The organism is Vibrio sp. B172a, from assembly GCF_030248355.1.
In the GTDB taxonomy this organism is placed as follows: Bacteria; Pseudomonadota; Gammaproteobacteria; order Enterobacterales; family Vibrionaceae; genus Vibrio; species Vibrio owensii.
The window spans coordinates 217,900-241,929 of sequence record NZ_JAHGAC010000002.1; the positions used below are offsets into that span (position 1 = coordinate 217,900).

The 24,030-nt window shown below is 46.1% G+C and carries 20 protein-coding genes; 13 read left to right on the top strand and 7 right to left on the bottom strand.

Features of this window, described 5'->3' with window-relative positions:
• The first annotated feature begins 226 nt into the window (after positions 1-226).
• Entirely contained in the window at positions 227-946 is a 720-nt protein-coding gene (locus tag KIT90_RS03340) for a carbonic anhydrase (RefSeq protein WP_285375250.1), read from the top strand.
• Between the two features lie 66 nt (positions 947-1,012).
• On the opposite strand, the gene KIT90_RS03345 is transcribed toward KIT90_RS03340, so the two are convergent.
• Positions 1,013-2,116, bottom strand: a complete 1,104-nt coding sequence (locus KIT90_RS03345; RefSeq protein WP_039988581.1) for a mechanosensitive ion channel family protein — start codon at positions 2,114-2,116, stop codon at positions 1,013-1,015.
• 349 nt (positions 2,117-2,465) lie between these two features.
• Between KIT90_RS03345 and KIT90_RS03350 the strand changes: the two genes are divergently transcribed.
• Complete coding sequence (locus KIT90_RS03350; protein WP_005439037.1) at positions 2,466-2,813, top strand: helix-turn-helix transcriptional regulator; 348 nt, start codon at positions 2,466-2,468, stop codon at positions 2,811-2,813.
• A gap of 92 nt (positions 2,814-2,905) precedes the next feature.
• Positions 2,906-3,961: a glycosyltransferase family 9 protein gene (locus tag KIT90_RS03355; RefSeq protein WP_041053928.1), complete on the top strand. Its 1,056-nt coding sequence runs from the start codon at positions 2,906-2,908 to the stop codon at positions 3,959-3,961.
• A gap of 74 nt (positions 3,962-4,035) precedes the next feature.
• On the opposite strand, the gene lldD is transcribed toward KIT90_RS03355, so the two are convergent.
• Together lldD and KIT90_RS03365 are read right to left on the bottom strand one after the other, a co-directional pair.
• Entirely contained in the window at positions 4,036-5,175 is a 1,140-nt protein-coding gene (lldD, locus tag KIT90_RS03360; RefSeq protein WP_005439035.1) for an FMN-dependent L-lactate dehydrogenase LldD, read from the bottom strand.
• A 290-nt stretch (positions 5,176-5,465) separates the two neighbouring features.
• Complete coding sequence (locus KIT90_RS03365; protein WP_285375256.1) at positions 5,466-7,157, bottom strand: L-lactate permease; 1,692 nt, start codon at positions 7,155-7,157, stop codon at positions 5,466-5,468.
• A gap of 156 nt (positions 7,158-7,313) precedes the next feature.
• On the opposite strand from KIT90_RS03365, the gene KIT90_RS03370 reads away from it, so the two are divergent.
• Both KIT90_RS03370 and KIT90_RS03375 read left to right on the top strand, forming a co-directional pair.
• Positions 7,314-8,213, top strand: a complete 900-nt coding sequence (locus KIT90_RS03370) for a LysR family transcriptional regulator (RefSeq protein WP_005439033.1) — start codon at positions 7,314-7,316, stop codon at positions 8,211-8,213.
• Positions 8,214-8,350: 137 nt separating this feature from the next.
• Entirely contained in the window at positions 8,351-10,390 is a 2,040-nt protein-coding gene (locus KIT90_RS03375) for a prolyl oligopeptidase family protein (protein ID WP_285375260.1), read from the top strand.
• A gap of 221 nt (positions 10,391-10,611) precedes the next feature.
• Here KIT90_RS03375 and KIT90_RS03380 read toward each other — a convergent pair whose 3' ends face one another.
• The gene (locus tag KIT90_RS03380) at positions 10,612-12,243 is read right to left on the bottom strand and encodes an ABC transporter ATP-binding protein (RefSeq protein WP_041053917.1); all 1,632 of its coding nucleotides are present in this window, start codon (positions 12,241-12,243) and stop codon (positions 10,612-10,614) included.
• 73 nt (positions 12,244-12,316) lie between these two features.
• Positions 12,317-12,814 carry a hypothetical protein gene (locus KIT90_RS03385; protein WP_005439030.1) on the bottom strand — a complete coding sequence of 166 codons (498 nt, stop codon included), beginning with the start codon at positions 12,812-12,814 and terminating at the stop codon, positions 12,317-12,319.
• 197 nt (positions 12,815-13,011) lie between these two features.
• Between KIT90_RS03385 and KIT90_RS03390 the strand changes: the two genes are divergently transcribed.
• The 3 genes from KIT90_RS03390 to KIT90_RS03400 all read left to right on the top strand — a co-directional run bounded on the left by KIT90_RS03390 (position 13,012) and on the right by KIT90_RS03400 (position 18,635).
• Entirely contained in the window at positions 13,012-15,372 is a 2,361-nt protein-coding gene (locus KIT90_RS03390; protein ID WP_005439027.1) for a Lon protease family protein, read from the top strand.
• A gap of 227 nt (positions 15,373-15,599) precedes the next feature.
• Positions 15,600-17,228, top strand: a complete 1,629-nt coding sequence (locus tag KIT90_RS03395) for a methyl-accepting chemotaxis protein (RefSeq protein WP_005439025.1) — start codon at positions 15,600-15,602, stop codon at positions 17,226-17,228.
• A 408-nt stretch (positions 17,229-17,636) separates the two neighbouring features.
• The gene (locus KIT90_RS03400; protein WP_199453962.1) at positions 17,637-18,635 is read left to right on the top strand and encodes a porin; all 999 of its coding nucleotides are present in this window, start codon (positions 17,637-17,639) and stop codon (positions 18,633-18,635) included.
• 163 nt (positions 18,636-18,798) lie between these two features.
• Here KIT90_RS03400 and KIT90_RS03405 read toward each other — a convergent pair whose 3' ends face one another.
• Entirely contained in the window at positions 18,799-19,536 is a 738-nt protein-coding gene (locus tag KIT90_RS03405; protein ID WP_370736490.1) for a flagellar brake protein, read from the bottom strand.
• A gap of 152 nt (positions 19,537-19,688) precedes the next feature.
• On the opposite strand from KIT90_RS03405, the gene KIT90_RS03410 reads away from it, so the two are divergent.
• Positions 19,689-19,964, top strand: coding sequence for a GNAT family N-acetyltransferase (locus KIT90_RS03410; RefSeq protein WP_285375268.1), 276 nt, complete (start codon positions 19,689-19,691; stop codon positions 19,962-19,964).
• Positions 19,964-20,947 carry a phosphotransferase gene (locus tag KIT90_RS03415; RefSeq protein ID WP_285375343.1) on the top strand — a complete coding sequence of 328 codons (984 nt, stop codon included), beginning with the start codon at positions 19,964-19,966 and terminating at the stop codon, positions 20,945-20,947. The genes KIT90_RS03410 and KIT90_RS03415 overlap by 1 nt, the downstream gene beginning before the upstream one ends.
• Positions 20,948-21,008: 61 nt before the next feature.
• On the opposite strand, the gene KIT90_RS03420 is transcribed toward KIT90_RS03415, so the two are convergent.
• Positions 21,009-21,509 carry a GNAT family N-acetyltransferase gene (locus KIT90_RS03420; RefSeq protein ID WP_285375270.1) on the bottom strand — a complete coding sequence of 167 codons (501 nt, stop codon included), beginning with the start codon at positions 21,507-21,509 and terminating at the stop codon, positions 21,009-21,011.
• Between the two features lie 404 nt (positions 21,510-21,913).
• On the opposite strand from KIT90_RS03420, the gene napG reads away from it, so the two are divergent.
• From napG to KIT90_RS03435, 3 genes are all read left to right on the top strand, one after another.
• Positions 21,914-22,684, top strand: a complete 771-nt coding sequence (napG, locus tag KIT90_RS03425) for a ferredoxin-type protein NapG (RefSeq protein WP_005439014.1) — start codon at positions 21,914-21,916, stop codon at positions 22,682-22,684.
• Positions 22,684-23,538: a quinol dehydrogenase ferredoxin subunit NapH gene (gene napH, locus KIT90_RS03430; protein WP_045413222.1), complete on the top strand. Its 855-nt coding sequence runs from the start codon at positions 22,684-22,686 to the stop codon at positions 23,536-23,538. The genes napG and napH overlap by 1 nt, the downstream gene beginning before the upstream one ends.
• 204 nt (positions 23,539-23,742) lie before the next feature.
• Positions 23,743-23,994: a hypothetical protein gene (locus KIT90_RS03435; RefSeq protein WP_009704957.1), complete on the top strand. Its 252-nt coding sequence runs from the start codon at positions 23,743-23,745 to the stop codon at positions 23,992-23,994.
• The last annotated feature ends 36 nt before the right edge of the window (positions 23,995-24,030 follow it).

A 24,030-nucleotide genomic window follows, 5' to 3' on the forward strand; every position in this document is an offset into this window, starting at 1 on the left:
CCGTTATTGCTACAATATTTTTGTACTGGCCTGATTCTCTATGGTTTCTAATTGCCGACTTATCAATTACATAAAATGTGGAGATCATTTCCAAATTTAGCAGGTAAACATAGATTGCATAGCGCGAGCTAATCCATTTTCGTCATTCCTTTGTTAATACTGCATGCGTGAACATACGCATAAGAAAGTGTTCATTACTTAACCATAGATACAAAAGGAAATGAAAATGAGAAAGTCACTGACAGCACTTGGTTTAGCATTGGTATTTGCTAGCTCAGCAAACGCGGCAAACTGGGGCTATGAGGGTGAGCACGGCCCGGCAAATTGGGGTGAGTTCGCTTCTGAATGTGCGAAAGGTCAAAACCAAAGTCCAATCAATATTGAATCAGCGACCGAAGCTAAGCTAGAAAAACTGGATTTCGATTACGAAGGTAAGGCGATTTCACTGCTGAATAACGGCCACACTTTACAGACCAGTTTAGAAGGCAAAAACACGCTCACTATTGATGGTAAAGAGTTCACGTTAAAACAGTTCCACTTCCATACACCATCTGAAAACCATGTAGATGGTAAAGAGTACCCGCTAGAAGCGCACTTTGTGCATGCCGACAAAGTTGGCCACCTGGCGGTTGTCGCGGTGTTCTTTAAACTGGGTGATGCGAACCCGGATCTCGCTAAGCTGCTCGCTAATATCCCAACTAAAGATCAGGACGTAGCCATCAAAGTCCCATTTGATGCTGACGCGCTAATCCCAAGTGACAAAGATTACTACCGCTTCAATGGTTCTCTAACCACGCCACCGTGTTCTGAAGGTGTTCGTTGGTTGGTGATCAAAGAGACACAAACCATCTCCCCAGAGCAGGTGAAAGAGTTTGCGAAAGCGATGGGGCAAAACAACCGTCCAATCCAACCGCTTAACGCTCGAATGATTCTAGCGCAGCAATAATGGTTGAAGTGACCAGTCATAAAAAAGCCCGCTGATTTAGCGGGCTTTGTGTTTGGTATATTGAAATTAGAAACCACTGTCGTCTTGCGCTTGGGCTTTCGCCATTTGAATCGGATCAAGCTTAAGTGTTTGCGTAGGGAACGCAATATCCGCTTCATGCTTCTTAATGATCGCCATGACTTGCAAAAGCACATCTTGCTTCACTTCGTGATAGCGAACCCAGTTCACTGTTTTGGTGAAGGTATAGATAAAGAAGTTCAGTGAAGATGCACCAAACGCATCGAAGTTGACGATAAGTGTCTGGCGCGTATCGATGTCTTTGTGGTTCTTCAGCATTTCGCGCACTTCATCAATGATTACTGGTACTTTATCTGCATCGTCGTAGCGCAGGCCAATTGTCTCAAAGATTCGGCGGTTCAACATGCGAGACGGGTTTTCTACCACGATGTTGCTGAATACTGAGTTAGGTACATAGATAGGTCGCTTATCGAAGGTACGAATGCTGGTCATACGCCATCCAATACGTTCCACCGTTCCTTCTATTTGACGGTCTGGAGAGCGGATCCAATCGCCAACTTTAAACGGACGATCGAAGTAAATCATCAAACCACCAAAGAAGTTTGATAGAAGATCCTTGGCTGCCAAACCGACAATCAAACCACCGACACCACCAAAGGTCAGCAAGCCGGAAAGGCTGAGGCCAAATGCCTGCATAACGGTCAATACGCCGATGACGATAAAGAACAGGCGAGCTACTTTCGCGACGGCTTGTACGGTTGTCTCGTCACGGGTTTTCTGCTCCAGCACGTAGTCTTCGACGTTGGTGATAAGGCGCATCACAATCCAAACTAGGATGCTGATAACAAGAATGAGTTTAAGGGTGCTGAGCCAGTTGAACTCGTTCCCCAACTCACTTTGCAGAACAATGCCCAAAGATACCGTCGCAGGCCAACACCAGATTAAGGTACTGACGGGGGTTTTGAGTGCTTCTAATAAAAGGTCATCCCAGTGAAAGGGGGTTTTCTCGACCAAAATGGCTAATCGAGAATGCAATACGCGCCACGCAATCCAAGCAAAAAAGCTCGCAATCGTAATGAACAGTACGCTGCTGCTCCAGTCTTGATGATGGGCCATGATGTAAGTTTGAAGTTCTGTAAACCACTGTGGCATAAGTAAAGTTTCATTTTTTGGAACAATGAGTGAAAGGTAGCAGAGTTTGAGTTTCCGCCCTAGCAAAATGATGTGATTCGAATAATCCGTTCTTGTCTTCTTATCATTGCTGTTAAGGGGAGGAGTGTTTAGAGTGATGTTAATGATTAATGTGTAAATACAAGGTGATGATAAGTATGGTGAAATGTAAAACTCGTACTGTTCAACCTACATGGTGTGATGGAACTCGAACTTTGAAAGATAAGCGCTATCATTCGAACCATCAATTGTAGGTTCTTTGACTCATCGCTAACATTTATCAAGCTCAAATATGAGACTTTAGTGTCACTTTGACATACGGAGATAAACCATGGAATTCACAGAGCTAGATCGAAATGCGCTCTACGACATTTGGATGTCGCAAAAAGCAAAAATGCACCTCACTCAAATGGAGATGGCAAAGCGCCTAGGTTTAAGCTTGCATGAGTTCTCTGCTTTGTTACGTGGGAATGCTCCGCTAACGCTTGGCTTCGTGAAGCAACTTTGCGAGCAATTGCACGTTCGTCCTGGTCAAGTGATCCCATCTATGAGCAAACGCGATATTTCTTCTTCGGGCTCCGTGTACCTACAAAACCGTATCACCGTAGATGGTGAAATCCGTAATGTCTTCATTGAAGGCAACCAAGTTGTGATTGAGTACGAACACACGGTGAACTAACCTATTCCATCCGTGTATTTTTTGTCGTAGACAATTTATTCACATCTCTACTGATAAAACTAGCAGCCATGATGTCCCTTTGAATGAAAGGAATGGCTGTGAAGACTTTTCTCCGTAATTTCGATAAACAACGTCGTCGTTTGACGCACCAACTTGAGCCTAAACTTGCAGGTTGGTTGAATGACGACTCTCTCACTGTTCACGACCCAATGCCCCACGATCAGGTGAAACGTATTTTGATCGTGAGAAACAACAGTCGTATCGGAAATATGTACTTTCTGCTTCCGTTTGTTCATCAGGTTCTGCGCTTATACCCAAATGCGACAGTTGATCTATTGTTGAATTCGCCTTGGCAAGGTGAAGTCTTCAAGAATCTTGGCATCAATCAGATTCATTACTCCAACTTGTCATTCAAATCGCCAGATAAAGCACTTGCGACCATCCGTCTGTTAAAGCAAGAGAAATATGACTTGTTGTTCGCACCGACTGCGGGCGCGTGTGACACTTTTCTTTCCGCTGTTATTCCCGCGAAGAACAAGACCGCTTTTAAGAAAGTTAAAACAGAGCAAGTATTTACTCACTCCTCGGTCGCCGATTCGCCTTTTCGCCACGGTGCCTACAAGCCACTTTCTATCCTTGAAGCGATGGGACATGAACTTGATAACACCTTAGATCATCATATTGTGTTTGATTCAAAAGAGCTTTCCTCTGGTATTCAGCAAGCACGTAAATTACACGAAGAAGGCAAGCCAACATTTGCTTTCTTCCGTGGTGCGCGAGGCAAGAAAAAGCTCAGTGACCATGCTTGGTTAACCATTCTGGCTGAATTTGAACGCAAGCAAGGACAGAGTGTGAATTGGGTGGAAGTACTAAGCCCGGATATCCAGCAGCCACTATTAAAAGACTCCCGCACTTTGGCATGCAAGGACCTGCGTCAATTGGGTGCGACGTTGCGCTATCTTAATGGCTTTCTTTGTTGTGATACTGGACCATTGCATTTAGCGGATGCCGCAGGTGCGACTTGCTTTGGTTTTTATACAGAGACGTGCCCACAGCGATTCGGATTGATGGGAGAGAAATGCCATGCGATTCGATTGTCTCTTTCTGAGGAACAAGCCGAGTTTGAGCCTGTGTTAAGAATGGCGTAACGCCGGATGAAATGAAAAAGTGACAGCACAATAGGCTGTCACTTTTTGTATGAACATGGTTTAGGGCGATTTGCCTAAGGAATCTTCACCAATGAATCACGCGATAGGTCAGAGATGGTTTTCGCTCCTGTAAGCGTCATTGCTACGCGCATTTCTTTGTCGTAAAGGTCAAGCAAGTTCTCAACGCCAGCACCGCCTTGGGCTGCGAGCGCGTATACAAAAGAGCGACCAAGTAGCGTACAGTCCGCGCCAAGTGCCAACATACGAACGACATCCAAACCAGTACGAATACCTGAATCGACGAAAATCTTCAGGTCACCTTTTACGGCATCTGCAATGCTTGGCAGCGCTTTTGCTGTTGAAAGCACGCCATCAAGCTGACGACCGCCGTGGTTTGATACAACAATCCCATCAGCACCGAAACGAACCGCGTCTTTTGCATCTTCTTCATCCAAAATACCTTTGATGACCATCGGGCCGTCCCAAAAGTCACGAATCCACTCTAGATCTTTCCAAGAGATTGAAGGATCGAAGTTTGCGCCCAGCCAGCCAATATAGTCTTCCAACTTGGTTGGTTCGCCACGGTAAGTGGAGATATTACCTAAGTCGTGAGGTTTACCTAATACACCGACATCCAATGCCCAGCTTGGGTGACGCATAGCTTGGAATACTCGGCGCATCGCCGCATTAGGGCCGCTCATACCAGAGTGCATGTCACGGTAACGCGCTCCTGGAACTGGCATATCCACTGTGAAGACCAGCGTTGTTACGCCAGCGGCTTTCGCACGCTCAAGTACGTTCTTCATAAAGCCGCGATCTTTTAGAACATACAGTTGGAACCACATTGGGCGTTCAATCGCAGGTGCCACTTCTTCAATTGGACACACGGATACGGTCGACATGGTGAAAGGAATGCCTTTCTTTTCTGCCGCTTTTGCTGCTTGAACCTCACCACGTCGCGCGTACATACCGGTCAGGCCAACAGGCGCCAGAGCGATTGGCATTGCCAACTTCTCGCCGAAGATTTCCGTTTCTAGGCTTAGATCGCTCATATCACGCAGAACACGCTGACGCAGTGCAACATCACCTAAGTCATCGGTGTTGCGCTTTAATGTGCGCTCGTCGTATGAACCGCCATCAATGTAGTGGAAAAGGAATGGAGGCAGCTTGGCTTTCGCAGCAGCGCGGTAATCTGTAGAAGCAGAGATAATCATATTCGTGTGTCCTGGCTGTTATTCTAAGATTGCGTCCTGAGTCAATGAGCACCTGCTCTGTCAGTGTTTCACTGACTGCCATCCTTTCGGCAGTCGACATCAGAATAGAGTATAGATAAGTGATTGAGCTGTGAGACATTCCATACACGGAACAATCAATTATCTGCACTGAAAAAGACTGGCACATCGGTCGGGGGATTGATGCAGCAAGCCACACCAAAAGTGTCGGGGTAGTAGTGCTGACCGCTGTGCCAGATAAAGTGCAGGGCGGGGGAGACCCTGCGTAAGTGTTACTTCATTAAGGCGTCTGTAAGTTGGAATCCGTAAATCAGAATCAGACCGATGATGCCTGTGACCACCAAGTAGTAGAATGTTGGGATAACCGTCTTGCGCAGCGTTGCACCTTCTCGTCCTAGCAGGCCAACCGTTGCTGAGGCTGCCACAACGTTGTGGATGGCAATCATGTTACCGGCAGCAGCGCCAACCGCTTGAAGAGCAACCACAATGGCACTTGAGATAGTCAGTGTCTGCGCTACTTCGAACTGGAACTGGCTGAACATCATGTTCGACACGGTATTAGAGCCGGCGATGAATGCACCAAGGGCACCAACAGTAGCACTCAACGCCGGGAATGCTGAGCCAACGAGGTCTGCTGCAAAGTTCGCCGTCGTTACAGGCATACTTGCTAGCTCTGCGCCGTTGACACCTGAGTTAATAAAGATACGAACCATAGGGATGGTGAACACAAGAACGAAACCTGCGCCGATTAGTGTCTTACTTGATTCGCCAAATGCTTTGCCTAGTGACTTAGCGCCGCCACCTTGCAGAAGAACCGCAAGTAACGCTACGAAGACTAAGATGCCACCCGGAAGGTAAAGAGGTTGAATCGCTGTGCTGATACCAGTTTCGCCAAGAATATTACCAAACGATAGGCTTACGCTCTTAAGCAGACCTTTGAACTCAGGGCTTACGCGGCTTGCTACTAGGATAACCGCTAGCATCACGTATGGTGCCCAAGCTTTAGTTAGGCTCATTGGTTTGCCTGGGTTGTCATCAAGGTTGATCTTTAGAGAACCTAGCCATTCTGCTGGCCACTTATCTTCGCTCTCGAAGTCCCACTTGTTTTTTGGAACGAGGAAACCTTTCTTCGCCGCAGTAACTACAATCGCCAGACCAACTAGACCACCGATTAATGACGGGAACTCAGCACCTAGGAACACGCCTGTTAGTGCGTAAGGCACGGTAAAGGCAACACCTGCGAACAGCGCGAAAGGTAGAATGTCTAGACCTTCGCTCCAGCTCTTATTCTTACCGAAGAAGCGCGTCAGCATCATTGCCATGAGTACAGGAATGAGAGTACCAACCGTTGCGTGAATCATTGCTACGCTTGCGGTGATTTGCTGTAGGTACGCGTCCCATGTTGAGCCATGAGCAACCAGTGCTTCGCCGATGTTGTGCGTATCTAAACCTTTGTTCACACCTACGATGATTGGTGTCCCAACCGCACCAAAAGATACTGGCGTAGATTGGATCATCATACCCATCAGTACCGCTGCAAGTGCAGGGAAGCCAATGGCGACCAATAGAGGAGCGGCGATAGCAGCAGGCGTACCGAAGCCCGATGCGCCCTCAATGAATGAGCCGAAACACCAAGCGATGATGATGGCTTGAACGCGACGGTCGGCTGAAATATCAGTAAACCCATTGCGAATAGTGGTGATCGCGCCAGTGTGTTTTAAAGTGTTGAGCAAGAAGATGGCACCAAACACGATCCATAGAACAGAGACTGTAATACCTAATCCTTGGAAGACAGACGCCAGTACGCGAGTAGCTGACATATCCCAAAACATTAGGGCGATAGCGACGGTTAGACCGAACGCAACAGGCATGGCTTTTTTAGCAGGCCAGTTGAGACCAACCAATAATATGGCGGCGACAACAATTGGCGAAAACGCCACAAGGGCAAGTAGGGTTTCACTCATTGGTACATCCTCGTACGCTGACTTCTCGAACGGCTTTATGCTGTAGAGATGATTTTTGTTGTAATGGTTTTGTTAATTTGGCGTGAATTTACCCCTTTATTTTTTATAGATATAGGGAAATAATGAAATTAATTTATTCCAAAAGTGACATAATCGATGCGTGCAGATGACCTAATCCTGTTCTCACAGGTAGTAGAAATGGGCAGCTTTAGTAAGGTGGCGGAAGAAAATAACCTTACAAATTCGGTAGTTAGTAAGAGAATTGCTCGGCTAGAAGAAGAAATCGGCGCTCAGCTATTATATCGAACAACGCGTAAATTGACCCTGACCGAAGCGGGAAAGGTTTTGTTACACAGTGCTAAAAATGTGAAGCAAGCCACTCAGGAGGCTATGGATGCAGTTTCAGGCTTTGGTGAGAATGTCAGCGGTCATATCAAAATGTCGGTGCCGACTATCTCGGGTGATTTGATTCTGGCGGATGCCGTAGCTGAGTTTTGTAATATGCACCCAGGTTTAACCGTCGATATGTCGCTTGATAATCGCTTTGTTGACTTGGTTGCAGGTGGCTTTGATTTGGTGATTCGAACTGGCTATCTAGAAGATTCCAGCTTGATTGCCCGTCATATTCTTGATTCACAATGGGTAGTTTGTGCGTCGCCTTCTTACATCGCCAAAAATGGCAAACCGATTGAGCCTATCGACTTAACCACACACAACTGTCTGCAATACGCTTATCAAACTACTGGGGCGACTGACTGGCAGTTCAAAGGCAAAGATGGCGATTACATTGTCAGAGTCTCGGGGTGTTTCTCGACAGATAACGCTACGGCATTACGCAAGGCAGCCTTGGGTGGGCATGGTATCGCCTACGTACCGCGTTGTTTGGTCTATCACGATATTCGCAGTGGTGAGCTGGTGGATATTTTCCCTGAGTTAGTTGGTAAAAAGCTTGGTATCTATGCGGTTTACCCTTTCACTCGTCAGCCGCCGAATAAAGTAAAGCTCTTAATAGAACACATCCGAGAGCGATACCTCACTATCTCGCATTACTTTTAGTTGGTTCATAAATATAAGAAATGTTTCAATCTATTGGTTGAAATTCGGTGTTTGAACCCTAAGGTAGGTATTGAGAATAAATCTCAACAAAATAATAAAACAAAACACTTAACTTCAAACGGAGTAACACGGACGTTATGCATTACCCAAAAACTCGTAAAGATTCCGTCGTCGACACTTATTTTGGTCACGACATCGCAGACCCATACCGCTGGCTAGAGGACGATCTCAGCCAAGAAACCGCAGAGTGGGTTTCAGGACAAAACTCAGTGACCTTTGATTACTTAGGTCAAATTCCTTTCCGCCAACAAATTCGCGACTTAGTGGCGAGCAGCCAGAACTACGAAAAGTACTCTCAACCTTTTGTTCATGGTGAATACACTTACTTCTACAAAAACGATGGCTTGCAGAACCAGAGCGTTTTATACCGTCGTAAAGGGGATGAAGAAGCGGAAATCTTCCTAGACCCGAATACCTTTTCAGAAGAAGGAACAACATCATTTGGTGAAGTTAAGTTCTCTAAAGACGACTCTCTTGTCGCGTATTCTATCTCTGAGGGTGGCAGCGACTGGCGTAAAATCTTCGTCATTAATGTAGAAACCAAAGAACAGCTTGAGCCTGAAATTGTCGACGCTAAGTTCACCACAATTTCTTGGCTTGGTAACAAGGGCTTTTACTACGCGAGCTATGACAAACCTAAGGGCAGTGAGCTTTCGGCGCGCACTGAGCAGCACAAGCTTTACTACCATGAGTTAGGCACACCACAATCTCAAGACAAAGTTGTCTTTGGTGCGTTGGACGCGCAGAAGCATCGTTATGTAGGGGGAGTGACAACTAAAGACGAGCGTTTCTTGATTATCACAGGTGCGGAATCTACGTCGGGTAACAGGCTGTTCTATGTCGATTTAGCTTCAGAAGAGCAAGACGTAATCACGCTTCGAGATACAACCGATGGTGACACACATCTGATTGATAACCAAGATGACACCTTAATCTTCTATACCAACCTAGATGCGCCTAACGGCAAAGTGGTTGGCTATAACACTCAAACCCAGCAATGGACAGAGATCATTGCCGAGCAGGAGCAACCACTGGATATCAGCAAAGGTGGTGGTTACTTGTTTGCGACTTACATGGTTGATGTTCTCTCCAAGGTTCAGCAGTTTACTTACCAAGGCGAGTTAGTGCGTGAGGTTACTCTGCCTGATCAAGGCTCCGTATATGGCTTACAGGGCAAAGCAGAAGATAAGACGCTTTACTACACCTTTACTAACTACGTGACCCCTCCAACCATTTTCTCTTTTGATGTAGAAAGCGGTGAATCTGCACTCTACCAAGAATCGAAAGCGCCGTTCGATCGTCAAGAATACGAGTCTCAACAAGTGTTCTATACCTCAAAAGACGGAACAAAAGTGCCGATGATCATCTCGTATAAAAAAGGCACCAAACTGGATGGCAGTGCGCCAACCATGCTTTATGGCTATGGTGGCTTTAATATCAGTTTGACGCCGATGTTCTCAGGAAATGTCGCGAACTGGTTAGAACTTGGTGGTATTTACGCGGTGGCAAACATGCGTGGCGGTGGCGAATATGGCAAAGCTTGGCACAATGCAGGTACTCAGCAACAAAAGCAAAACGTGTTTGATGACTTCATTGCCGCGGCGGAATACTTGATTGATCACGATTATACGAGCTCGGAGCGATTGGCGATTCGTGGTGGCTCAAATGGCGGCTTGTTGGTTGGTGCGTGTATGACTCAGCGTCCAGAGCTGTTTAAAGTGGCGATTCCTGCGGTTGGCGTATTAGACATGCTTCGCTACCACACCTTTACCTCTGGAGAGGGCTGGAAGTACGACTACGGTACGTCAGAGCAAACCGAGGCGATGTTCCAATATCTACTTGGTTATTCACCAGTGCACAACGTCAAAGAGGGTGTCTCGTACCCAGCTACGCTTGTCACGACCGCAGACCACGACGACCGTGTTGTCCCTGCGCACTCATATAAGTTCATTGCAGAGTTGCAAGAGAAGCATCAAGGAGACAATCCGGTGCTGATTCGTATCGATGTGAATGCTGGCCATGGCGCGGGAATGCCGCTCAGCAAACAAATCGACCTGACTACCGACGTTTACGCGTTTGCATTACATAACATGGGTATCGAAACGCTCGATATTTAATACGAAGCGCAGGATCTACATAATAAAAAATGCCGCGACATCCATCGCGGCATTTTTCATGGTTGGGGGAACTCAATGTGTTAGTTAGGGTGACTAAGCCTAACTTTGAACCAACCAGTCTCGGCGGCCAAACCGAATGGCAGCTATACCATTTTTCGTAGTTATGGCGAAAAATTCACCATACTTTAATCCTAGTTTAAGAATATGAAACTGTGATGAATCTAGGCTGCATCATCTTGATTTTCATTGTTTTCAAGGTCAAATGAGGCATCAATCAGTTTTCTTGTGTAATCGCTTTTCGGATTATGGAAGATTTCTTCTGCCGTTCCTTGCTCCATGACTTCACCCTTTTGCATCACCAGAACACGGTCCGACAGCGCTTTGACTACGGAGAGGTCGTGACTGATAAACAAGAAGCCGATGTTGTGTTTCTTCTGCAAATCTTTCAGGAGATCAATGACGGTCAACTGAACAGAGCGGTCGAGAGCAGAGGTTGGCTCATCAAGCAAAATGAAAGAAGGTTCAAGAATTAACGCACGCGCAATAGCGATACGTTGACGCTGACCACCAGAAAACTCGTGCGGGTAACGGTTAATGGATGCAGGGTCTAAGCGCACCTCTCGCAGAACATCACGTGCCTTTTGCATTCGCTCTGCTTTGCTCATTTGAGGTTGATGCACTGTGAGACCTTCAGTGATGATGTCACCGACCGTCATGCGAGGAGAAAGTGAGCCATAAGGGTCTTGGAACACCATCTGGACATCTTTCTTTAACTCAAAACGCTGTTTGGTAGAGAGTAGGGAAAGGTCTTGTCCTTTGAATTGAATCTTGCCGCTTGATGGCAGCAAACCAATCAAAGCTCGTCCTAGTGTTGATTTACCGGAACCTGATTCACCAACAATACCAAGCGTTTCGCCTTGCTTTAACTCTAGTGAAATGCCTTTAACTGCCTCAAAATACTCGTTCTTGCTGGCGATGAAGTGCGGCTTAACAAGAAACTTAACGCGGATATCATCGGCTTTAAGAAGTTCAGCGGCGTTTTCTTCAATCGGGTCTTTGCTGCCTTTGGGAATCGAGTTAATCAACATCTTGGTGTAATCATGTTGCGGTTCGGAGAAGAGTGCGTCTGTGATGCCTTCTTCGACGACTTCACCTTTACACATCACCAATACTCGGTCAGCAAAGTGTTTCACTACACCTAAGTCGTGAGTGATGAACAAAATCGCCATACCCATCTTGGCTTGGATCTCTTTGATCAGATAAAGGACTTCTGCCTGAACGGTAACGTCAAGCGCAGTGGTTGGCTCATCGGCAATCAGAATGTCTGGCTCGTTTATCAAAGCCATGGCAATCATTATACGTTGCAACTGACCACCGGAGAATTCGTGCGGATACTTTGTGTAAGCTTGTTGAGGATTTGGTAGGTGTACTAAGTCAAACAGCTCAAGCACCTTGTCTTTGGCTTGTTTCTTACTCACTGGGCGATGACACATAATGGCTTCCGCCACTTGAATACCAACGCGCATGTATGGGTTAAGAGAAGTCATTGGCTCTTGGAAAATCATACCAATGCGATCGCCGCGGATACTCTGCATTTGGCGTTCAGTTTTTTCTAGGATTGATTCGCCTTCAAAGACGATAGAGGAATCGGCGTGCAAAATGGCATTATCTGGCAGCAACCTCATCAACGCATTGGTTGAGACAGATTTACCAGAGCCAGATTCGCCTACGATAGACAGCGTTTCACCAGCTTTAAGATCAAAGCTAACCTTCTTTACTGCATCGACGATACCATCGTTTGTCGTAAAGCTGACAGACAGGTTGTTCACCGAAAGAATGGTTTGTGTGGACATCACGTTTCCTTGTGTATCGAGTTGTTATTACTGTTATTTTTGTGCCTTACCGTGGCAACTCTGATGAAAAGGGCTAATTGTAGAGTTGAGACGCGCCCGCTTCTGCAGAGCTCATGGCTTGTAGATACAAGAACTGTTCATGAGCACGGGTGACGTGATCGAGTTCTATCATCCACTGAGCGTTACGCTGGGCAGAGCAAAATGCTGCCATATGAGCCAATAAATCTTCACTCTGTTTGCTCAGCATTTGGCTAACGCGGCCAATTAAATCGTGGCTCTCGAGCTGTAAGAACTGGAACAGAGCGTAAGACTGATTAAGCGCTGCGAACGCTTCTTGCTGCATACCGAGTTTGTTGAGAATTTCTGACTGCGCAACGCTCGCATCACGCAACCCACTAATTAAACACACAAACTGACACGGCTTGGTTTGTTCGTTTTCAAGTGCGGAGTGAATGTGGTTTGGCAGGTGGCTGAGCACGTCTTCGTACAAGCGATGAGCTTCTGGCCAATGGCCTTGTTCCATCAGCTGCTCTGCTTTCAAATAGCGCATCCAGCATTGCTCAATATTCATCTTCATCTCCACAAAATTCGATTTGAACAGATATTAAATGAAATTAATTATCAATTGCAAGTGCGACTTTTTATCATTTTAAAAGGCGTACAGCTGTTCGTAAAATGTCCAAACGAACCGGGGTGGAAGATAAATCACTTAAATTTAAACAAATAATCTCTACACTGAGGTAACGACAATAAGAAAAGGAGGCGAGTATGGCAGTACAAAGATTGGAACCTAAACAGCTGTATTCTGTAGCTGATCTAGAGAATATGCCATGTAAGTCGACCAAGGAATTACCTCCGATTGACGAAATTGTAGGGCAAGAGCGCGCACAGAAAGCGGTCGAGTTCGCTATGTCAATCAAGGAGAAAGGGTACAACATCTACGCCATTGGTCAGAACGGCCTAGGCAAGCGCACCATGATTTTGCGCTATTTAAACCGCCATCAACACGATGCCGCGGCACTGTTTGATTGGTGTTATGTCGCGAACTTTGAAGACACGCGTATACCAAAAGTCCTAAAGCTCCCTTGCGGAATTGGCAGCAAGCTAAAAGTAGACATCGAAAAGCTGATGGGTAAATTGCTCAATGCTTTACCTCTCGCGTTCGACAATGAGATGTACTATAGCCGAGCTGATCGCTTAAAAAACCAACTTGCGAATAAACAGCAACACGAGTTGGACAGCATCAGCAAGGAAGCAAAAGAGAAAGGCATCAGCCTAACGATCACGGCGCAAGGTGATTATCAGTTTGTTGCGATGGACGGTGAAGAGCTGCATACCGAAGAGTCTTTCGAAGCGCTCAGCAAAAAAGAGCAAGAATACTTTGGCAGCAGTATCGACGAGCTAGAAGTCAGTTTACGTAACATGGTTCGCGAGCTCACTGAGTGGGAAGACTCATTTAGCGAGAAGATCAAAAAGCTTAATGATGACGTAACGCTGGACGTGATTACCCACTTCATCAAGCAATTGAAAGTGGATTACGCTGAGTATTCGGAAATCAAAACCTACCTAACTGATCTGCAAAAAGATATTGTCGAAAACGCCGACATCTTCCTAGAGCAGAGTGGTGAACAAGGTGAGATTGCTACCGCTTCCTTAGATAAGAAGCTTCCACGTCGTTACAAAGTCAACGTACTGGTTAGTCGTAAAGATTGCGAGTTCCCGATCGTGGTGGAAGAGAATCCGAACTACCACTCGCTATTTGGTTCGATTGAAACGGCGACGTTCAAAGGCACAGTTTTTACTGATTTCTCTTTGATTCGAGCAGGTAGCTTGCATAAAGCGAACGGCGGTGTGCTATTGATGGATGCACAAAAGGTGCTTGAGCAACCTTATGTGTGGGATGGATTGAAGCGTGCATTACGTTCTCGTCAGCTGAGTTTTACCTCTTTAGAAAAAGAAGTGACATTGACTGGCGCGGTTTCTCTTGATCCTGAACCGATTCCATTGGATATCAAAATCATCTTGTTTGGTGATTACCGCACTTACCAACTGCTGCAACACTACGATCCGGAGTTTGGTGAACTGTTCCGTGTGACGGCGGATTTCGAAGACGAAATGAAGCGTACACCGGATTCAGAGCTGCAATACGCACGTTTTATCTCTAGTGTGGTGAACGACAACAACATGCTGCACTGCGATAAGAAAGCCATCGCGCGCATCATCGAGTACAGTTCGCGTTTGTCTGGAGACCAAACCAAGCTTTCGTTGCATTCTGCCAACATCGCTAACCTATTGCGTGAGTCTAACTACGTGGCTCGTCAGGCGAATTCCAACATGATCCGTATCGGACACGTGGAAGAGGCACTGAGCAATCAAGAAATGCGAGTCAGCCGTTTGCAAGATAGCGTGATGGAAACCTTCGTTAACGGCACGACCTTGATTCGTACAGAAGGCTCTGCAGTTGGTCAGGTTAACGCACTGTCGGTATTGAGCACCAGTGACCACATGTTTGGCGCGCCGAACCGCATTACGGCAACCACGTGTTACGGTGATGGTGAAGTGATTGATATCGAAAGAAGTGTTGATCTTGGCGGTAGCATTCACTCGAAAGGTGTGATGATTCTGTCTGCTTACTTGTCGTCTGTGTTTGGTAAGACAGCACGCGTGCCACTCACAACCACGATTACCTTTGAGCAATCGTACGGTGGTGTAGATGGTGACAGTGCAAGTATGGCCGAGTTCTGTGCAGTTGTGTCTGCGTTCTCGAAACAGCCGAACCGTCAGGACATTGCGATTACCGGTTCGATGAACCAATTCGGTGAAGCGCAGCCTATTGGCGGTGTAAACGAGAAGATCGAAGGCTTCTACGATGTGTGTGAAATCAAAGGTCGTCATGCTGGACAAGGGGTAATTATCCCGCGCTCAAACGTACATAACCTGATGCTTCGCCCTGACATTGTCAAAGCGGTAGAGAAGGGGGATTTCCACATCTGGGCTATCGACCACGTAACCGAAGCGGTCGAGCTGTTTACTGGCAAAGATGCAGGTGAAGCGACCGACGAGGGAACTTACCCTATCGACACCATTTTTGGCTTGGCACAAGCTAAGCTAAATGCGCTGAGAAAATAAGCACTTATTAACATAAAAGTTGATAGAAAAGCGTATAAGTTTTCATAACTTGTCATAATGACAATATCCCGACGCAGTTGTCGGGATATTGTCGCTAAAGCCATGAAATTGATGGCTTTTTGCTCTGGACAAAAGTGTGATCTATCTCTAGTATTTGCCCCCTTGTCTATTCGTCCGGGAATAATCCCATCGCAAGGAAGCCAACACTCAAATACCTGAGGTTACTCATGCAGCTATCCCTGAAAAACTTGTCAGTACGAACGCAAGTTTTGGTTCCAGTTCTATTCACCGCGATCACTCTGTTCATCACATTGTGGATCACTCAAAACAATCTAGAAGCAGAGCAAGAATTGGTTGCTTCTAACTCCGACTCTCTTGTGTTCTACAAAGACACATTGGCTAAAATCGACGACCAAGTTTACCCATTGCGCATTAGCGCGGTTTACGCGATCTACGATGCTTCTCGTCGTGATGCTTTCCTTGCTGATTTAAAAGCGGGTGCAAAAGCGATTGATGCCGATCTCGATCTTGTCGATGCTCGCGGTACGTTCAGCAAAGAAGCGCAGAAAGTACGTCAAAGTATTGATGCTTACATTGATTACTCAACACGTGCGGTAGAATTTTTTAATCGTCACGACCGTGGCTTAGTTTCTGATAGCGAATACACAAACTTTATCTCTGGTTACCGCCGTGTTGGTAACGAAATGGTGGCAACCATCAACTCACTATCACAACGTGTGAATGAGATTGCGACGGAAGCAACCGCAGCAAGCGCACGTGAACATACTCGCGTACAAAACAATGCCATGATGTCAGTGATTGCGGTATTTGCATTCTCTTTGCTAGGTGCTTGGTTCCTATCTGGCATGATTGTTACGCCAATCCAAAAACTTCAAGAAGTGATGCGCAAGCTAGCAGGTGGTGACCTGTCGGTACGTGCAGACATTGATGGCGACAACGAAATTTCGCAGCTAAGCAAAGACGTAAACCAAACAGCGAAACAGCTTCACGATACGGTTGACCAACTGATGCGTATTAGTGAAGAAGTGGCTTCTGCTTCAACAGAACTTGCTGCGGTAATGACACAAGCTGAAGCGAATGCTCAACAAGAATTGGCTGAAATCGAGCAAGTGGCATCGGCGGTTAACGAGCTAGCAAGCACAGCAAACAACGTAAGCGACAACGCGACATCAGCAGACGCAACAGCACGTGAAGCGGATGGTCTAGCGCAATCTGGCCTAGCTATCTTCCAAGAGAGTGCACAAGCAAGCGAGCAAATGTCTCAAGCGCTTAACGATGCGGCGCAAGTGGTTCTTCGTCTGAAAGAACAATCGGTTCAAATCAACGACGTTATTGAAGTGATTCGTGGCGTATCAGAGCAAACTAACCTTCTAGCACTGAACGCAGCGATTGAAGCTGCACGTGCCGGTGAATCTGGCCGTGGTTTTGCTGTTGTAGCCGATGAAGTTCGTATGCTGGCAGCGCGCACTCAAGACTCAACGCAAGAAATCTCTTCTATCATTGAAGAGCTTCAAGCGCAGTCTGGTCTTGCAAATGACAGCATGCAGGTGAGCCTAGAGATGCTTAACCGCAACAACGAGCTAACTCAGCAAGCGAACGATGCGTTGATTGGTATTACCGAGTCGGTAGCGAACATCAACGATTCAAACACGCAAGTGGCAACGGCAGCGGAAGAGCAGTCTCAAGTGACACAAGACATCAACCGTAACGTTGTAAACATGTCTGAACTTGTAAACCAAAACGTAGCGGGCATCAGCCAAAGCGCGAGCGCAAGTACAGAGCTTTCTCATCTTGCTGAAAAACAAAAAGAGCAGTTGAGTTTCTTCAAGCTTTAATCAAAAGCAGCAAGCGACAAACATCGACTGATTGAAAAGAATCCCTGAGCTTCGGCTTGGGGATTTTTTTATCAAAAATCGAGTAATGATTTAATTAACAGTAATTAAAACAGTCAGTTACTTAAGATGAAAGGTGATTTATGTCACATTTATAAATGCTGAGTCTCACTTTTTAGCGTCAAAAGTTTTTTGACGCGCACGCTTTTATTCACCGAACCGATAACTTGAGGGTTTGGAGGTATTCACATCGTCATCTCCAGTGGTGTTTTGTTCAATTAAGGCTGTGTATTCAACTTGTTGCGTTAAAAATAGCAGCTGCTACGATGCCGCCCGTTTTCTCGTTGGTACAGAAAAGTCCTGTTTTCTGGTGAGAAAATGATGACAAAACAAAGATATGGAAAACTATAAATGAAATTGAAAACTTTAGCTGTAGCAGTGGCGCTAATGGCATCTGGATCTCAAGTTGTCGCTTCAGAATTGTACAACCAAGACGGTACATCACTAGAAATGGGCGGCCGTGCTGAAGCGCGTCTCTCTATGATGGATGGCAAAGCAGAAGATGCTTCTCGTATTCGTCTTAACTTCCTAGGCAAACAAGAAATCAGCGATAGCCTATACGGTGTTGGTTTTTGGGAAGGTGAATTCCGCACAAATGAAAAGGGCGCTGTGGACGAAAACGCAAAAGGTGAGAGCAACAGTGAACTAGACACTCGTTATGCTTACGCAGGTCTTGGTGGCAAGTACGGTGAAATCACTTACGGTAAAAACGACGGTGCACTAGGTGTTATCACTGACTTCACTGATATCATGGCTTACCACGGTAATACAGCGGCTTACAAACTAGCAGTGGCTGACCGTACAGACAACATGGTTTCTTACGCTGGCCAGTTCGAGCAACTAGCATTGCGTGCAAGCTACCGTTTTGCTGACCGCACTAAAGAAGCAAATGGCTTTGGTGATAACGATGAGAATGGTTTCTCTCTATCAGCAATCTACGCATTTGCTGACACTGGTTTCGAGATTGGTGCTGGTTACGCAGATCAGAACGAAGATGACGAGTTCATGCTAGCAGCAGCTTATACTGTTGGTAACTTCTACGTTTCTGGTCTTTACACTGGTGGTGACAACCTAGATCAAGATACTAATGTGGTTCCTGCGTCTGGTGACGTTGACTACAAAGGCTATGAGCTAGCTGTAGCATACACAATGGGCCAAACAGTGTTCACTTCTACGTACAACAAAGCAGAGAAAGATAACGACGACAGCGTCGATAACCTAGCAGTTGACGTAACTTACTACTTCAAGCCTAACTTCCGTGGCTACGCGTCATACAACTTCGACCTAATGGACAACGAAGGTTCTGACGAGCAAGACGAACTAGCACTAGGTCTACGTTACGACTTCTAAGTCAAATTGTTTTCTAAGATCCCGCCTTTTTCTTAGTAAAACAAAACCCCTTACCGTGTGGTAAGGGGTTTTCTTCATTTTAGGGGCATTTGAACGCCTTAGGGTTATTTGAACTAATTAGGCTACTTGAACGCAGTGCTTCATACGCTGGATATGGACTGGTTTATCCTTTCAAAGTTAGCTTGGTGCCATCAAATTTGAGGTGACTTAAAAGGTTTTTGGCGTTTGCTTTCCCGAAATCATCAAACTCGACTCCGTATCGTGCGTAGTGTGTCGATTTCTGTAAGTTACAGATTCGCCCTTTTAGTGGCGCTAACATGCGTCCGTTACCCGGCATCGTTATGTCAAGCGTGACAAGATCACCGACTTGGAGCGTTCTACTCATCGGTGAGGTAACAAATCTACAGCCACTCTTGGAAAGGTCTCGTATTTCACATTCTGCTCGGTATTGCTCGAACTGAAGGCGGCTGCGCAGATTCACTTCGTATCGCACTTCTTTTCGCAGCTGATAAACCTGCATGGTGTTAGGCAGACTCAGCACCAATAATGGGTATGGGTCGCCCAAACGGTGTTGAAGCTGGGCTCGAAAAGGGATCACGGCTCCTTCACCACGATGGGAATAGGCTTTTACGTTAATCCAGAAGCCTTCTTGAAAGTAAAACTTCAAATCCTCGTCGGAGATATTTGGGAGCTCAATCAGCGCGGTATTGTTGGAATGACAGCCCATAAATGTGCTGGTGGTGATGAACTTGGTGCCTACTGGCGTGGTGACGTTAAGTGTCACTTCACTTCCATGTTCCACCATTGCCATTGCATCGGTGCTGTTTAATGTGCTTGCCTGACGTTCTGGTGCTTTTTTATTTGTAAGAGACGAACGATTGTCCCTTGCACTCGTCATCATATTTCTCATTATTATTGTCGTACCTAATGTGAGAAGACGGTTTTGCGCTATGTTATGGTAGTACTAAATGACTAGACTATTGCGTGGATATCATTCTATGCAGTCACATAGCTGGTTTCAATAAAGCACGAGTGAAAAGTGGGGCACGGATAATGCAGAAAGTGACACAAGACACAACAAGCCAAATTTTTGGGGTCGATTTAGAGCAAGACCACAAAGCAAAAGTGGTTTATAAGCTTGATGGACAAGAGATGCACATAACATCCACGCTGATACCTGAGGAAGTGCGCGGTAAAGGCTATGGCAAAGTGATGATGGAAGCCGTCTTGCCAGAGATTGAAGCACAAGGCTATCGCGTTGTACCCGTTTGCCCTTACGTGATTAAATACATGGCAACACACCCTGAATGGGCGCATTTACTCGCATAATGGAGCCAATGAACAATCCGCTTTATCAAAACATCGGTGACGAGCTCAAGCTAGGTTCGCTTGAACGCATCGATGTGATTCAATCTCTATGGGGTGGTTATGGTGAGTTAGTTCGGCTGACTTTTCCGTGCCGCTCGATCATCGTTAAACACGTTCAACTTCCTAAACCATCGGAACATCCGCGTGGTTGGAACACCGATCGCTCCCATCAACGTAAGCTGCATTCTTATCAGGTTGAAGTCAGTTGGTATCAGCACTTTAGCAAACAGGCCGACGAACGTTGCCGAATCCCGCAAGGGCTCAAGTGTTTTCAGAACGAAAATGAATGGCTGATTGTGATGGAAGACCTCGCTCAAGCCGGTTATCCAAACGTGATTAAAGAGGCGAGTAAAGCACACTTGAAAGCCTGCTTGGTTTGGTTGGCAAACTTCCATGCCCGTTACATTGGTGTTAGTGACGACACTTTATGGCCAACAGGCACCTATTGGCATTTGGACACAAGACCTGATGAATTGGCCGCACTGCAAGATGACAGGCTCAAGCAACACTCGGAGATGATTGACTGCACTTTGCATCAGGCACGCTTTCAAACACTGGTTCATGGGGATGCCAAGCTGGCCAATTTTTGCTTTGATGATGAAGGCTCAGCTGTTGCTGCAGTAGATTTTCAGTATGTAGGTCATGGCTGCGCGATGAAAGACGTGGCGCTGTTCATGAGCAGTGCTGTCGAACCGGATCAGTGTGCAGAGGTGGAACCTTGGGTGCTGAATACCTACTTTGACGCCCTAGATAGTGCACTTAAACATTATCAACCTGAGCTTGATGTTTCTGTGGTTGAGCAAGAATGGCGACCATTGTTCGCTGTTGCTTGGGCGGATTTTCAGCGCTTTGTGAAAGGCTGGAGTCCTAGTCACTGGAAGATTAACTCCTATACCGAATCGTTGACGAAACGAGCGTTAGACTATTTGGACTTGAAGCAGTAAATAAAAACTCCCGCTGGATTTCATAGTGAAAAAGCGGGAGTTTTATCAAGGTGGATAACTGTTAGTTTTTCGGTTTTCGAATGCGAGCCATGCTATAGGTGTTGATAAACTCACCGTCTCGGAAAGAGGCATCAACAAACTCACCTTCAATCTCAAAGCCGTGCTTCTTGTACAAGCCTATTGCAGCGTCGTTATCGGCATTCACTTCGATATGGATACGTCTTACATTTAACCAGTTATCGGCCAGTTCTGTCACCGTACTAATCAACGCACTTCCAACGCCTAAGCCGTGAAACTTGTCATGAACACCAATGCCAAACGAGGCGGTGTGCGAAGTTCTCGGGCGCAGTGAATGATGAAATCCAATGTTTCCCACTACCTTGCCATCGATTTCTGCAACATAGCTATACACACCAGCTGGCATGCTCGATAGTCGCTCAACCCACATCTTGAGAGATGGCTTAGGGAGTTGCAGGGTTTCACGTTGTGCTTTTGGTTGCGAATAAATTTCGACTAGCGCAGCGGCGTCTTCAACAGTGGTTGGACGAACGATAATTTCCATGCTTCTCTCCTGTGGTTTGTTGGAATTAACTTCAATCTAACCAGAGAACGTCACTTTGAATAGCATTTTTTACTTTTACCCTTCAAATAGCTTTTAAATTAGTATGTTACGAACCTCTAACTTTCACTTTTCATAGTGAATTATCATTGAAAATACCAATGAGAGTGATTTTCCGTTGAATTTTTGTACTAAGAAAGTTCACCTTTATGGAGAATAATGGTGAAGTTGTATTGACTAAAATAAAGCCATTTTTATCAAAGTGTGAAGTTGGTATCTGCAACGAGTTGATTTTAATCAAGACAGGTTGGAGTTACCTCTTATGGGGTATGGGGAGCACGCCTTTTTAGCGCTATTTATGCTTAACTTATTTAAGAGCAATTAGAGCGTGTTTGAGGAAAATAATAATGAAATCCTCTCAGTCAAAAGTCTCGCAAAGTCGACGTCGATTCTTGCGTGACACTGCCCGTACCGCCGCTGGTGTGGGTGCGGCAGCGTGTGTTCTTGGATTGCAGTCTTTGCAGAGCCAAGCACGCGAAACTAAAGGTGTGCCTATTCGCCCGCCTGGCGCTTTGCCAGAAGGTGATTTTGAGTCTGCCTGTATTCGTTGTGGGCTGTGTGTTCAGGCATGCCCTTATGACACTTTGAAGCTTGCGAGTCTGCTATCCCCAGTTGCCACTGGTTCACCGTACTTTACTGCGCGCGATATTCCTTGCGAAATGTGTGAAGACATTCCTTGTGTCGTGGCTTGTCCTAGCGGTGCGCTGGATCATGACCTCACCGATATAGACGATGCGAGAATGGGGACGGCTGTGCTGATCGACCACGAAACCTGCCTCAACTGGCAAGGTTTACGTTGTGATGTTTGTTACCGTGTGTGCCCGCTGATCGATGAAGCGATCACATTGGAGAATATTCGTAATGACAGAACGGGCTATCACGCGAAACTGATCCCAACCGTCAATTCTGATGTGTGTACGGGCTGCGGCAAATGCGAACAAGCTTGCGTGCTTGATGTGGCAGCGATCAAAGTGGTGCCGACCGATCTCGCCAAAGGTAAGGTTGGTAGTCACTACAACTTTGGCTGGCAAGAAATCGACAAGCCGCTTGAAAATGTCTTACCAGCAGATAATCCAGTACCAAGTGGTGCGCTTGAGTCGCTCAAAGGAGGTCAATAATGGCCAAGAACTTAGCGCAAGATGCTGGCAAAGAAGCCATCGAAAAACTGGGCTGGTGGCGTGCGCATCGTTTTCTCATTCTACGTCGATTATGCCAACTGACCATCATTGTTCTATTTATGGCAGGGCCAACATGGGGCATTCTGCAAGGCAATTTATCTTCCAGTATGCTGCTTAATACGGTGCCACTGAGCGATCCTTTGATTGTATTACAGTCTCTCGCCACAGGTCATATTCCAGAGTTTAACGCTTTCCTAGGCGTAGCGATTGTGTTGGTGTTTTACGCGATTCTTGCTCCGCGCGCTTTTTGTGCTTGGGTATGCCCACTCAATATCGTGACGGATTTTGCTGCGTGGCTGCGCAGAAAACTCAATCTCAAAGCGAGTTATCGTTGGTCGCCAAATATTCGCTACTGGTTAATTCCCGCATTGATGCTTGGCAGCGCTATTTCGGGTTCAGTGCTCTGGACTTGGCTGGATCCTGTTGCGGCGCTGCATCGTGGTTTGGTATTTGGCATGGGCGCTGGCTGGGTTTTGATCTTATTGGTGTTTGTGTTGGATTTATTGCTAGTTGAGCACGGCTGGTGTGGTCACTTGTGTCCACTGGGAGCAACATACAGTGTGATTGGTAGCAAGAGTTTAATGCGAGTCACTGCCGTGCGCCGAGAAGACTGTACTAAGTGCATGGATTGTTTTTATGTTTGCCCCGAGCCGGAGATTTTGCGTCAACCGTTAAAAGAAGGCGACCGTCGCGTGATGGATCAAACCTGCATGAGTTGCGGGCGTTGTTTAGATGTTTGTCCTGAAAAGGTGTTTGAGTTCCATAATCGACTGAATGTGAAGAACATTGAGTAATAAAACAAAGAGTAATAGAACAAAGAGCGCGTTTAGCTGGTAGGCAGTCTAGTTTTGCTTAATTTTTCGATGCCATCAAAATATTATTGAGCTTAATTAAGATTCATCACTGTTATAGAAATAGCGTATTCCTTTTTATTAACCACCCTCGTACCTGGGTGGTTTTTTTTGACTGTTATAACGTGAATGAAAGACTCTATTGTTATGAAAAGCCTCTTAGTTCCTCTTGTTTTACTTAGCGCTGGTTGTGTTAACCAAGCTCAACCCACTGGACGTGAAGTTGACATCATCGTTGTTGCTCCTATGGAGTCTCAAGTCAGAGTCACTTATCAAGAGCACAATCTATTGAATACCGTTTACCTTAGTGGCGAAGCATGCCGCTTTGATATTGGGCCTACGACCATTAAAGGCGAGGGGGCTTCGGTTGAGCTAAAACCAAATGGCCAGTGTCGATAAACACTGGCCATTTTAGGAAGGAATGGAAGGTGGGCG